Below are 12,647 nucleotides of genomic sequence, written 5' to 3' on the forward strand. Positions count from 1 at the left end.
GCGCCGGATCCCCTCCGGCGTCGGCCGCGCCGCGCTGGCGTAAGATGGAAGCACCCGTAGACCCTGGCCGCGGGCGGTGCGAACCGCCGTCGGCACGGATCACGGCGACAGACCATATTCATACTGGAGGGGACCAGAGGCCCGCGGGCCAACACCATGACTGAAGCAGCGAACGGCAAGGCCCGGTTCAGCGCCCGAGAACGCACCGCAGGGGAATTTCCCCACTCCCTACCAGGGCTGCGGACGGAGGTGGTCTTGTTCGACGACTCAGAGCAGATGGTCCAGTCGCTGGGCAGCCATGACGAAGCCTTAAGGTTCATCGAAAACCAGTTCCCCGCCGTCGATTTCCACGTCCGGGGCAACGAGCTCGCGATCAGCGGTCCTGCCGCCGACGTGCCGCGGATCATGCGGCTGCTCAACGAGGTGCGCGGGCTGGTGGCCCGAGGCACCGTCATCACCCCGGCCGTGCTGCAGCAGCTCGTCTCCCTGCTGCGCAGCCAGTCGCTGCAGAACCCCGTGGAAGTGCTGACCACCAACATCCTCTCCACCCGCGGGAAGACCATCAGGCCCAAGACGCTGAACCAGAAGAACTATGTGGACGCGATCGACGCCAACACCGTGATCTTCGGGATCGGTCCGGCCGGTACCGGCAAGACCTACCTGGCCATGGCCAAGGCCGTCCAGGCCCTGCAGCAGAAGGAAGTCAGCCGCATCATCCTGACCCGTCCCGCCGTCGAGGCGGGGGAGCGGCTCGGCTTCCTGCCGGGCACCCTGAGTGACAAGATCGACCCCTATCTGCGGCCCCTGTACGACGCCCTGCACGACATGATGGACCCCGAATCCATTCCCCGTCTCATGGCCGCCGGCACCATCGAGGTCGCCCCGCTGGCCTACATGCGGGGCCGCACGCTTAACGATGCCTTCATCATCCTCGATGAGGCGCAGAACACCACGCCCGAACAGATGAAGATGTTCCTGACCCGTCTGGGCTTCGGCTCCAAGATGGTGGTCACCGGCGACATCACCCAGGTGGACCTGCCCTTCGGCACCCGCTCGGGGCTCAGGATTGTCGAGGAGATCCTGCAGGGGATCGAGGACGTCAACTTCTCGATCCTGGATGCCTCCGACGTCGTCCGGCACCGCCTGGTGGGGGATATCGTCAACGCCTACAGCATCTGGGACGAAGTCCAAAGGAACCGGGTCAAGCACTCCGTTGCCCGGGAAACGCGGGGAGAACACGCATGAGCATTGAGGTCAACAACGAATCCGGCGTCGTCGTGGACGAGGCCGGGCTCGTGGCGCTGTCGCGTTTCATCTTCGAAAGCCTTTACATCCACCCGCAGGCGGAGCTGTCCATCCTGCTCGTGGACGAACCGGCCATGGAAAAGCTGCACCTCGAACTGATGGACGAGCCAGGCTCCACCGACGTCCTCTCCGTCCCCATGGACGAGCTGACCCCGGGCACGCCGGACAAGCCGACGCCGCAGGGCATGCTCGGCGACATCGCCATCTGCCCCCAGGTGGCCGAGGTCCAGGCCCGCAACGCCGGCCACTCCACCCAGGACGAGATGCTGCTGCTGACCACGCACGGCATCCTGCACCTGCTGGGTTATGACCACGCCGAGCCGGAAGAGAAGGAAGAGATGTTCGGGCTGCAGCGCGAACTCCTGACCGCCTTCACCGGCAAAGCGGCCCCGTCCGAGACGGTTCAGTGACCCCACTGATCCTTGCCGGCATGGCGCTGGTGTTCCTTAGCTTTGCCGCAGTGCTGACCGCTGCCGAGTCCGCGTTCAACTTCCTGCCCCGGCACGACGCCGAGCAGGCGGTCCTGAACAGCAGAGGCACCTCACTCAAACGCATCCTGGCCCAGCCCGTGGGGCACATGCGCGCCCTGCGGTTCTGGCGGGTCTGGTTCGAGATGGCCGCCGCCGTCGCCGTGACCGTGCTCCTTTACAGCATGCTGGACAACGTCTGGCTGGCCGGGCTGGCGGCCACCGGCATCATGGCGCTGCTCGGCTTCGTGATCGTGGGGGTGTCCCCGCGGCAGCTCGGCCGGGTCCACTCCGCCGCCCTGGTCCGGTTCAGCGCCCCGCTCGTCCGGTCCCTCTACGCCGTGCTCGGCCCGATTCCGGGCTGGCTGGTGCGGCTCGGCAGCGTCGTAGCTCCCGGCGCGCCGGCCGACAGCGAGGCGTTCTTCAGCGAGGAAGAATTCCGCGAACTCGTGGACCGGGCCACCGAGTCCGACGTGATCGAGGACAACGAGGCCGAGCTGATCCAGTCGGTCTTCGACTTCGGGGACACCCTGGTCCGCTCCGTTATGGTGCCCAGGACCGACATCCTCACGATCGACTCCGGATCCAGCCTGCACCGGGCGATGTCGCTGTTCCTGCGCTCCGGGTACTCGCGGATTCCGGTCATCGGCGAAAACACGGACCAGATCCTGGGCATTGTGTACCTGAAGGACGTTGCCGCCTCGCTCCACAACCTCGGCCCGCACGAGGAACCGCCGGTGGTGGACGAGGTGGCCCGTGAGGTGCGCTACGTGCCGGACTCGAAGCTCGTCAGCGACCTGCTCCGCGAACTCCAGAAGGAATCCACGCACGTTGCGATCGTCATCGACGAATATGGCGGAACGGCGGGGCTGGTCACGCTCGAGGACCTCATCGAGGAGATCGTCGGCGAAATCGTGGACGAATACGACACCGAGAGCGCCGAGGCCGTGGCACTGGGGGACGGAAGCTACCGGGTCAGCGCCCGCATGAGCATCGATGACCTCGGCGAACTCTTCGACCTCGAGCTCGACGACGACGAAGTAGACACCGTGGGCGGCCTGCTGGCCAAGGCCCTCGGGCGGGTGCCGATTGTCGGCAGCACCGTCCAGGTCCACGGACTGTCCCTCCGCGCCGACAGGCTGGAGGGCCGGCGGAACCGCGTCAGCCACATCATTGCGGCCGCCGTAGCAAAAGAACAAACTGACCTTGAAGACCTTCTCGACGAGGCCGCACCAATCCAACAGGGAGTCTCACGTGAGCAAGCAGAATAAGTCCGACGGCGACGCAGCCTACGGCGGCTACCGCGCCGGTTTCTCGGTGCTGGTCGGACGGCCCAATGCGGGCAAGTCCACCCTCACCAACGCCCTGGTCGGCCAAAAAGTCGCGATCACGTCGGCCAAGCCCCAGACCACGCGCCACACAATCCGTGGCATCGTGCACCGGGACGACGCCCAGTTGATCCTCGTTGACACCCCGGGCCTGCACCGCCCGCGCACGCTGCTGGGGAAGCGGCTGAACGAACTGGTCGCCGATACCCTCGCCGAGGTCGACGCGATCGGCTTCTGCCTGCCGGCCAACGAGAAAATCGGCCCGGGGGACAAGTTCATTGCCGCCCAGCTCGCCGCCATCCCCAACAAGCCCATCATCGCGATCGTGACCAAGGCCGACACCGTCGACCGGCAGGCCCTCACCGAGCAGTTGCTCGCCGTCGCCGCCCTGGGCCGCGAGGTCCTTGGCGAGGACGGCTGGAAGGACATCGTCCCGGTCTCCGCCACGGACGGTTTCCAGGTCGACACCCTTGCCGACGTCCTGATCGGTCACATGCCGGCGTCGCCGCCGCTGTATCCGGACGGTCACCTGACGGACGAGCCGGAAGCGGTGATGATCGCCGAACTCATCCGGGAAGCAGCCCTCGAAGGCGTCCGCGACGAATTGCCGCACTCCCTGGCCGTCGTCGTCGATGAGATCGTTCCGCGGGAAGGCCGGCCCGAGGACCGCCCGTTCCTGGACGTCCGCGTCAACCTGTACGTCGAGCGGCCTTCCCAGAAGGCCATCATCATCGGCAAGGGCGGCGCCCGGCTCCGCGAGGTCGGCACCAACGCGCGCAAGGCGATCGAGGCGCTGCTCGGTGCCCGTATCTACCTTGACCTGCACGTCAAGGTCGCCAAGGACTGGCAGCGCGACCCGAAGCAGCTCGTCAAACTGGGCTTCTGAGACGCGCTGTTCTTAGGCCGCTGTTTTGACCGTTGGCCCTTTCCCGCCGCTCCCAAGAGAGGGCCATCGGCGTTTTCTCAGATTCGGACTCTAAAATGGGCTGACTCCCCGTTCGTTTAGGAAGGCTCAACAAGTGGTTCGACCCCGTGACAACCGTGCCGACGGATCCGCCCCGCCGGCCCGGTCAACAGCCGCTGCCCGGCACACGGCCGATCCCGCCGTTGGTCCGGCCCGCCACCTCGGCTCCGCCCGCCGGACCCCCACCTGGCTGAAAGTCTTCACGGGCGTGGTGGCCGTGCTTTTGGTCGGCGTGATCGCTTTTGGCGCCTACTGGACCATCCGGCTCCAGGGCAACCTCACCAAGGCCCCACTGAGCGCCGGCAGCATCAAGACCGAGGGTGCCGTGAACGATTCGACGGACCGGATGCAGATCCTGATCCTCGGCTCGGACACGCGCGACGGGAAGAACTCGCAGTACGGCACCAGCGATGACGCGACCGGATATGGGCACTCGGACGTGATGATGCTGATGGACATCTCCGCGGACAACAAGCGGGTCAACGTCGTCAGCTTCCCCCGCGACCTGCTGGTCGACATCCCCAAGTGCAAGGACCCGAAAACCAACAAGGAGTACCCGGCCCAGACCGGCGTCATGATTAACTCGGCGATGTCCGAGGCCGGCATCGGCTGCGCCGTGGACACCGTCAACAAGCTCACTGGCCTGGAGATCGACCACTTCATGATGGCCGACTTCAACGCCGTCAAGGAACTCTCCAACGCCGTGGGCGGCGTGTCAGTGTGTGTCAGCGACGCCGTGTATGACCCCGACTCTAAGCTGCGCCTGCCCAAGGGCACCTCCACTGTCCAGGGCGAGCAGGCATTGTCGTTCGTGCGCACCCGGCACGCCTTCGGCGACGGCGGCGACCTCGGCCGGATCAAGGCCCAGCAGGGCTTCCTGTCCGCGCTGACCCGGAAAATCAAGGACGACGGCACCCTCACCAACCCGGCCCGGATGCTCGGCATCGCGGACGCGATCACCAAGAACCTGACCATCGACGACGGCCTGGCCTCGGTGCCGACGCTGCTGACCGTGGGCAACCGGCTCAAGAACATCGACGTCGGCAAGGTAGCCTTCGTGGCCACGCCGACAGTCCCGGCCGAAACGGACATCAACCGGCTGCAGCTGGCCGAGCCCGCGGCATCCCAGCTGTTCGCCGCCATGCGCAACGACGTGGACCTGACGGATCCGACCGCGAAGCCGAGCGCTTCCCCGAGCGCCAGCGCCACGCCGACGCCCAGCCCCACCGCCCCGGCCTATGACAAGACCCTGCAGCCCGTCACTGTGGCCAACGGCTCGGGTGTTCCGGCCCGGACCCAGGAGATCATGCAGGCCATCAAGGGCGCCGGCTTCACCCAGGTGGGCCAGTTGACTGCTCCGCCCGTCGCCGCGACGGCGGTCTACTACGGTGCGGATTACGCTGACGTGGCCGGGGACGTCGCGGCCCTGCTCGGTGTGGCGCCGGACCGGGTGCTCCCGGCCGCCGGAGTTGCCGGTGTCCAGGTCTACCTGGGCAGTGACTTCGCGAACGGGACGCCGACCGCCGCCGCCGCTGCCCCGCAGCTGCCCAAGGACATCGTCAACCAGACAGCCGGCGACACCGTTTGCCAGCAGGCCAACCCGGCACTGATCACCCGCTGACCCGGCAGCCAGGAAGGCCCCCGTTCAGATTTTCCTGAACGGGGGCCTTCTTTTTGTCATGGATGTTGGACGGCGGCCTTTGGAAGTTCTTCCACGTCCTGCTGGGTCGTGGCACACGGCGTGGACCTCAACGGCGCACCCGATAGCGCAGGTGAAGCACCCGGTTGCCCTGAATCACCACGTCGGGATCCTCCAGCAGGTGCTGTGCGTGGACCGACCCGAAGTAGCGCTTGCCGGACCCGAACACGACGGGTACGACGTCCATGCGCACCTCGTCGACCAGGCCCGCGGCAAGCATCTGGCCACCGACATCACCAGCGGCGACCTCGACGATGCGGTCACCCGCAAGCTCTTGCGCCTTGGCCATGGCTGCCTCGACGCCGTCGACGAAGTGAAACGGCGCCTCGGGGTCCCAGCCCTCGGGCTGCGGCCGGTGCGTCACGACGACCACGTGATCGATCCCGCTCGGGGGTTTCCCGTCCCAGCCGTCCGTCAGGTCGAAGACGTGGCGGCCGACGAGGGTCGCCCCGATCTGGTCCCAGTACGGCCGGGTGTAGTCGTAGGAGGCCTGGGACACCTTCACCTCGCCGCTCTCGTCCAACGGGACGTCACCGTTGGACAACCAGTCGAACAGCGGTCCGGGCTGGTCATTCTCGTCCGCGATGAAGCCGTCCACCGACACCGAGCTGTACATGACCACCTTGCCCACGGGGCACTCCTCTGCTTTGGGGTGCCCCCACATTAGCGTGCCGCGAGCTGTCGCTCCAGTAAGAAATCAAGCGGCCGGCAGCGGCGACGAGCTCCTTGAACCGCTGTGCCAGATGAGTGCTGCTGACACCGCGGCTTCCGCAACCGGAAGCACTACCGACTACGCATGCTGCTCATCGGCGGCGGACTGTCCCACCCCCACCTCAGGTAGGAAGAGCGCCTTTGGAGGTGCTGAATCGGCACCGCATCCGTCACAGCAGGCCGGCTCCGTGGCCGTCGGAAGGGTGTCGGCCGCCGTGTGGGGGACCGTGCAGCAGATGTCGCCGCGCCAGGCGTTGATGCCCTCCCGGAGGGCGATCGCGGCGATGACCAGCGCAGCGCCGGCGTCGGCCCACCACCAGCCAAGGGTGCTGTTCAGCACCAAACCCGCGAGCAGGACTGCCGACAAATACGTGCAGAGCAGGGTCTGCTTGGAGTCAGCCACCGCCGTGCGTGATCCGAGCTCCCGGCCGGCCCGGCGCTGGAGCCAGGACAGGACCGGCATGATCACCAGGCTCAGTGCGGCAATCACGATGCCCGGGGTCGAGTGCTGTGCCTCGCCGGCGCCGAGAAGTGACCTGATTGCCTCGGCGGAGACAAAGGCCGCCAGCGCGAAGAATGAGACAGCGATAATCCGCAAGGTGAGGTGTTCACGCCGTTCAGGGTCCTTGGTGGAAAACTGCCACGACAGCGCCAGCGCCGACGCGACCTCAATGATGGAATCCAGGCCAAAGCCGAGGAGCGCCGACGAGTCCGCCGTACCCCCGGCCCACAAAGCCACAACGGCCTCGATGAGGTTATAGCTGATGGTGGCCGCCGCGAACAAGCGGATCCGGCGGCTGAGGACGGCGCGGCGGGCCGGGCCCGGCGACAGTTGGAGGGAAGCCATCACAGCGTGCACGTCCCGTCGGGTGCGCAGCAGGCCGGGTCCACCGCCAGCACGACGCCCAGAAGATCTTTCAGGGCATGGCCGAGGCGCTGATCGGCGAGCTCATAGCGGGTCCTTCGCCCCTCCGGCACGGCAACGACCAGCCCGCATCCCCGCAGGCACGTCAGGTGGTTCGACATGCTCTGCCGGGATACCCCGAGGGAATCCGCCAGCTCAGAGGGATAGGACGGCGCAGCCGTGAGGGCAAGCAGGATTTCTGCCCGTGTCGGATCTGACACGGCATAACCGAACCGTGCCAGCACCGGGGCATGCGTAAGAGTCTCCATCAACCGAAAGTACAGCTGTCGATGTATTCACGCAAGCGTGTAAGCAAGGCCCTCCCGGCTGGGTCGGTGCCAGTGGCCGGGCCCCCGGGTCACCAGATGCTGACGCGCTCCTGCGGTGCCATCCACATGCCGTCCTGGTCCGTGACGCCGAATGCCGCATGGAAGGCGTCGAGGTTCTTGGCGATGGCGTTCGTGCGGAACTCATTTGGGGAGTGCGGATCCGTCGCCAGCCGGCGGATGGCCTCTTCGGTCCGGATGACCTGCCGCCACCCCGCGGCCCAGGACGCGAAGAAACGCTGCACCCCGGTCAGGCCATCGAGCACCGGCGGTTCCTGCCCGTCGAGGCTGATCAGGTAGGCCTTGTAGCCGATGGTGAGCCCGCCCAGGTCGCCGATGTTCTCGCCCAAGGTCAGCTTGCCGTTGACCGTGTGGCCGGGGGCTGCCGTGGGGGAAAGGGCATCGAACTGCGCCACGAGCCGGGCGGCCAGAGCCTCGAACGCGGTGCGGTCATCCTCCGTCCACCAGTTGCGCAGCAGGCCGCTGCCGTCGTACTGCGAGCCCTGGTCATCGAAGCCGTGGCCGATTTCATGGCCGATCACGGCACCGATGCCGCCGTAGTTGACGGCGTCATCGGCGTCGGCAGTGAAGAACGGGGGCTGCAGCATGGCCGCAGGGAACACGATCTCGTTCAGGAGCGGATGGTAGTAGGCGTTGACCGTCTGGGGCGTCATCAGCCACTTCTCGCGGTCCACGGGCTTGCCGACCTCGTCGAGGTGGCGGTCGACGTCGGCGCTGTGCGCGCGCTCCACGTTCCCCAGCAGATCGGCGGGGTCGATCTCCACCGCGGAGTAGTCGATCCACTTGTCCGGGAAGCCGATCTTGGCGCGGAAGGAGTCCAGTTTCTTCAGGGCCTCGAGCTTGGTTGCCTCGCCCATCCAGGTAAGCCCGGTGATGGACTCGCGGTACGCCTCGATCAGGTTGGCCACGAGGGTCTGCATGCGCGCCTTGTGCCCCTCCGGGAAGTGTTCGGCCACGTAGATCTGCCCGACCGCCTCACCCAGGGCCGCCTCGACCACCGCGACGCCGCGCTTCCAGCGGTCCTTGATCCGCGGCGTACCGCTCAGGGTGGTGCCATAGAACGCGAAGTTTGCGTCCACGAACCCGGAAGACAGGTACGGGGCGGCCGCGCTGACCACGCGCATGGCGAGCCATTCCTGCCAGGTCGCCAGTGGTTCGGAATCCAGCAGCGAGGCCGCGCCGGAGAAGAAGTCGGGGGTGCTCACCACCAGCTCGGCACGCTTCTCCGGCTCGATGCCGGCCGCGTCGAACCAGTCCGCCAGCAGAGGGAACAGCTCCGCGGCTTCTGCGGCGGACTTCAAGTTGTACGTCTTTTGCGGATTCCGCAATGTCACGTTGTCCCAGTGGTGCGAAGCCAGCGCAGTTTCCAGCGCCACCACGCGTCCGGCTGCCCCCTCAGGGTCGGCAACCTCCGCGAGGCCCAGCATGGCCCCCACGTGTGCACGGTAGGCCTGGACCATCGGGGCGAACTTCGCTTCCCGGTAATAAGACTCATCCGGCAGGCCGAGGCCGCCCTGGCCCGTGTAGAGCAGGACCCGGTCCGGGTTTCCGGCATCCGGGGCGGGGTAGATATAAAAGAGCCCGGACACATCGGCGCGGAACAGCCGTCCGGCCAGCGCCACGAGTTCGGGCACCGACGTCGTCGCGAACACCTGCGCCAACCGCGCCCGGAGCGGGTCCAGGCCCTTGGCCTCGACCGCCGCTTCGTCCATGAAGCTGTTGTACAGGTCCCCGATCTTGCGCTCGATCCCGGTAGCCTCCGCACCGCGTGCGGCGGCCTGCTCGATGATCTCCTTCACCGCGAGCTCCGACGCGTCGCGCAAGGCGGTGAAGGTGCCCTCCAGCGGCCGGTCGTCCGGGATGACCGTAGTGTTGAGCCAGCCGCCATTCACATGCTGGTACAGGTCATCCTGCGGGCGGACGCTGGCGTCGATGGTGGACAGATCGATCCCCGAAAGTGGCACGGATGCTCCTTTGAGAGGCAGTCCGGCCCGGAGCGTTTGCCGGCGCACGGTCTGCATGGTGGACGTTACGGTGGTCTGGCTCCTTCATCTTACGCACCCGTGTTACTGTGAAAAGGTGCGCGCAGAACTGCTCCTTCTTAGCTGCCGCGGCGAGGCCTCAGACGCGATCTAGCGCAAGGCCCACCCTCGCTGCGGAGTTTGTGTTGCCCGGCCACCCTTTCACCAAGAATCACAGAAAAGGCCCCGATTGTAATGCGAAACGCACAGAAGCCCTCAGGAATGCCGGTCCACCGCTACATCCCGTTCCAGGACCAGATCACCGTTGAACTGCCGGACCGCACCTGGCCGGACAAAGTCATCACCAAGGCCCCGCGCTGGTGCGCCGTGGACCTGCGCGACGGCAATCAGGCCCTCATCGATCCCATGAGCCCGGCCCGCAAGCTGAAGATGTTCGACCTGCTGGTCCGGATGGGCTACAAGGAGATCGAGGTCGGGTTCCCCTCGGCATCGCAGACGGACTTCGACTTCGTCCGGCAGCTGATCGAGGGCAACCACATCCCGGACGACGTCACGATCCAGGTGCTGACGCAGGCACGCGAACACCTGATCGAGCGGACCTATGAGTCCCTGGTCGGGGCGAAGCAGGCAATCGTCCACCTCTACAACTCCACGTCCGTCCTGCAGCGCCGCGTGGTCTTCAACCAGGACGAGGACGGCATCCTCGACATCGCCCTGCAGGGTGCTCGGCTGTGCAAGAAGTACGAGGAAACCCTCGCCGATACGCACATCACCTACGAATACTCGCCCGAGTCCTTCACCGGCACCGAGCTGGAGTACGCCATCCGGGTCTGCAACGCGATCGCCGACGTCTTCGAGGCCTCGGCGGACCGTCAGGTCATCATCAACCTGCCTGCCACGGTGGAAATGGCCACCCCCAATGTCTACGCCGACTCCATCGAGTGGATGAGCCGGAATCTGCACCCGCGCGAAGGCATCATCCTGTCCCTGCACCCGCATAACGACCGCGGCACCGGCGTCGCCGCCGCCGAGCTGGGCTACCTGGCCGGGGCAGACCGGATCGAGGGCTGCCTCTTCGGCAACGGCGAGCGGACCGGCAACGTGGACCTGGTGACCCTGGGCCTGAACATGTTCGTCCAGGGCATCGACCCGATGATCGACTTCTCCGACATCGACGAAATCCGCCGCACGGTGGAGTACTGCAACCAGCTGCCGGTGGCCGAGCGGTCCCCGTACGGCGGAGACCTCGTCTTCACGGCGTTCTCCGGCTCGCACCAGGACGCGATCAAGAAGGGCCTGGAGGCCCTCGAAAAGGACGCGGCCGCGGCGGGCAAGGACGTGGCCGACTACACCTGGCAGGTCCCGTACCTGCCGGTGGACCCGAAGGACCTCGGCCGGAGCTACGAGGCGGTCATCCGGGTCAACTCGCAGTCCGGCAAGGGCGGCGTCGCCTACCTGCTCAAGAACGAGCACAGCCTGGACCTGCCGCGCCGCGCCCAGATCGAGTTCTCCGGCGTCATCCAGAAACGGACCGACACGGTCGGCGGAGAAGTCAGCGGACCCCAGCTGTGGCAGGTCTTCCAGGACGAATACCTGCCCTCGGGCTCTGCCGACACGCAGTGGGGCCGCTACGCCCTCGGTTCGATCAGCACGGAGACGGACGAAGACGGCGACATGACGCTGACCGCCGCCCTGAAGATCGACGGGACCCAGGTCCGCCGGACCGGGACCGGGAACGGCCCCATCGCGGCCCTGCTGAGCATCCTGCGCGAGGACGGCGTGGACGTCCGGGTCCTGGACTACAGCGAACACGCACTCTCCGAGGGTGGCAGTGCCCTGGCCGCCGCGTATGTCGAATGCGCCGTGGGGGAGCGCGTGCTCTGGGGCGTGGGGATCGATGCCAACACGAGCACGTCAGCCCTCAAGGCCGTCATCTCGGCCGTGAACCGCGCCATCCGGGACGCCCGCGCCTGATCCGTCGCTGCTTGATTCGTCCCTGCCTGATCCGTCCGCGCCTGATCCGTCCCCGGACGGGCAGGCACTGGCGAACCAATGCATGACTGCGCCGCCGGAACACTCCGGCGGCGCAGTATTTTGCCTCAGTCTTTTATCTCAGTCTTTTACCGTTCTGCCTCGGCGGCGCTGCCCATGCCGTGATTCCGTAAAGACAGTGCGAAGATTAACTGTGGTCCAACAATCCTTTGCAGCGCGTGCCTACCGTGATGACGCCGTCGTGCTGCGCACCCATAAGCTGGGCGAAGCCGACCGGATCATCACCCTGTTGACCAAGCACCACGGCCAGGTGCGGGCGGTGGCCAAGGGGGTCCGGCGCACCAGCAGCCGGTTCGGCGCCAGGCTGGAACCGTTCATGGTGGCCGATCTCCAGCTGATTTCCGGGCGGACCCTGGACGTCGTCACGCAGGCCGTGGCCAAGGGCGCCTACGGCGGGAACATCGCCGCGGACTATGGCCGGTACACGGTGGCGGCCGCCATGACCGAAACGGCGGAGAAGCTCACCGACGTCGACGGCGAAGCCGGCACCGCCCAGTACAACCTGCTGGTGGGGGCCCTCGCCTCCCTGAGCCGGGGCGACCACGCCCCCGAACTCATCCTGGATTCCTACCTGCTCCGCGCCCTCGCGACCGGCGGCTGGGCGCCCAGCTTCACCGACTGCGCCCGGTGCGGTGCGCCCGGGCCGCACACCGCCTTTTCCGCGCCGCTCGGCGGCATGGTCTGCCACGGGTGCCGGCCGCCGGGATCGCCCGCGCCAGCCCCGGAGACAGTGCTCCTCATGGGTGCCCTGCTCACCGGAAACTGGACGACGGCGGATGCCTCCGCGTCCGTCCACCGCCGGGAAGCGGCAGGCCTGGTAGCCAGCTACCTCCAGTGGCACCTGGAACGAGTCCTGAAATCCCTCAAACATGTGGAGCGAACGTAAAA

General features: G+C 66.6%; 11 protein-coding genes. 7 read left to right on the top strand and 4 right to left on the bottom strand.

The window, feature by feature from the left end; genetic code table 11:
* Positions 1-156 precede the first annotated feature (156 nt).
* The 5 genes from AC1D1A_RS11055 (at position 157) to AC1D1A_RS11075 (ending at position 5,685) form a co-directional block, all read left to right on the top strand.
* Positions 157-1,245: a PhoH family protein gene (locus AC1D1A_RS11055; RefSeq protein WP_028276708.1), complete on the top strand. Its 1,089-nt coding sequence runs from the start codon at positions 157-159 to the stop codon at positions 1,243-1,245.
* Positions 1,242-1,715 carry an rRNA maturation RNase YbeY gene (gene ybeY, locus AC1D1A_RS11060; RefSeq protein WP_028276709.1) on the top strand — a complete coding sequence of 158 codons (474 nt, stop codon included), beginning with the start codon at positions 1,242-1,244 and terminating at the stop codon, positions 1,713-1,715. Before AC1D1A_RS11055 ends, ybeY begins: the two co-directional genes overlap by 4 nt.
* Entirely contained in the window at positions 1,712-3,043 is a 1,332-nt protein-coding gene (locus tag AC1D1A_RS11065) for a hemolysin family protein (RefSeq protein WP_223917363.1), read from the top strand. The genes ybeY and AC1D1A_RS11065 overlap by 4 nt, the downstream gene beginning before the upstream one ends.
* Positions 3,027-3,986 (top strand): GTPase Era, encoded by a 960-nt coding sequence (gene era / locus AC1D1A_RS11070; RefSeq protein ID WP_028276711.1) that lies wholly within the window; start codon positions 3,027-3,029, stop codon positions 3,984-3,986. The genes AC1D1A_RS11065 and era overlap by 17 nt, the downstream gene beginning before the upstream one ends.
* Before the next feature lie 133 nt (positions 3,987-4,119).
* Positions 4,120-5,685 (top strand): LCP family protein, encoded by a 1,566-nt coding sequence (locus tag AC1D1A_RS11075; protein WP_476930927.1) that lies wholly within the window; start codon positions 4,120-4,122, stop codon positions 5,683-5,685.
* A gap of 127 nt (positions 5,686-5,812) precedes the next feature.
* Here the strand turns inward: AC1D1A_RS11075 and AC1D1A_RS11080 are convergent, their stop codons facing one another.
* The 4 genes from AC1D1A_RS11080 to AC1D1A_RS11095 all read right to left on the bottom strand — a co-directional run bounded on the left by AC1D1A_RS11080 (position 5,813) and on the right by AC1D1A_RS11095 (position 9,689).
* A complete protein-coding gene (locus AC1D1A_RS11080) occupies positions 5,813-6,394 on the bottom strand; it encodes a dihydrofolate reductase family protein (protein ID WP_476849341.1) in 582 nt (193 codons plus the stop codon).
* A 159-nt stretch (positions 6,395-6,553) separates the two neighbouring features.
* Positions 6,554-7,321 carry a cation diffusion facilitator family transporter gene (locus AC1D1A_RS11085; protein WP_230008759.1) on the bottom strand — a complete coding sequence of 256 codons (768 nt, stop codon included), beginning with the start codon at positions 7,319-7,321 and terminating at the stop codon, positions 6,554-6,556.
* Positions 7,321-7,647, bottom strand: coding sequence for an ArsR/SmtB family transcription factor (locus tag AC1D1A_RS11090; RefSeq protein ID WP_028276714.1), 327 nt, complete (start codon positions 7,645-7,647; stop codon positions 7,321-7,323). The genes AC1D1A_RS11085 and AC1D1A_RS11090 overlap by 1 nt, the downstream gene beginning before the upstream one ends.
* A gap of 89 nt (positions 7,648-7,736) precedes the next feature.
* Positions 7,737-9,689 (bottom strand): M13 family metallopeptidase, encoded by a 1,953-nt coding sequence (locus AC1D1A_RS11095; protein WP_476858452.1) that lies wholly within the window; start codon positions 9,687-9,689, stop codon positions 7,737-7,739.
* A 252-nt stretch (positions 9,690-9,941) separates the two neighbouring features.
* Here AC1D1A_RS11095 and leuA point away from each other — a divergent pair, with 252 nt between their 5' ends.
* The gene (gene leuA / locus AC1D1A_RS11100; protein WP_028276716.1) at positions 9,942-11,681 is read left to right on the top strand and encodes a 2-isopropylmalate synthase; all 1,740 of its coding nucleotides are present in this window, start codon (positions 9,942-9,944) and stop codon (positions 11,679-11,681) included.
* Positions 11,682-11,892: 211 nt separating this feature from the next.
* Positions 11,893-12,645: a DNA repair protein RecO gene (gene recO, locus AC1D1A_RS11105; protein ID WP_079554635.1), complete on the top strand. Its 753-nt coding sequence runs from the start codon at positions 11,893-11,895 to the stop codon at positions 12,643-12,645.
* Positions 12,646-12,647 lie beyond the last annotated feature (2 nt).

The sequence above is a fragment of the Arthrobacter sp. P1_B9 genome (assembly GCF_056406495.1).

Excerpts from the sequence above, each read along its gene's own strand:
- AC1D1A_RS11055 (WP_028276708.1), top strand. The coding sequence starts at position 157 with ATGACTGAAGCAGCGAACGGCAAGGCCCGGTTCAGCGCCCGAGAACGC.
- leuA (WP_028276716.1), top strand. The coding sequence starts at position 9,942 with ATGCGAAACGCACAGAAGCCCTCAGGAATGCCGGTCCACCGCTACATC.
- AC1D1A_RS11085 (WP_230008759.1), bottom strand. The coding sequence starts at position 7,321 with ATGGCTTCCCTCCAACTGTCGCCGGGCCCGGCCCGCCGCGCCGTCCTC.
- AC1D1A_RS11090 (WP_028276714.1), bottom strand. The coding sequence starts at position 7,647 with ATGGAGACTCTTACGCATGCCCCGGTGCTGGCACGGTTCGGTTATGCC.
- ybeY (WP_028276709.1), top strand. The coding sequence starts at position 1,242 with ATGAGCATTGAGGTCAACAACGAATCCGGCGTCGTCGTGGACGAGGCC.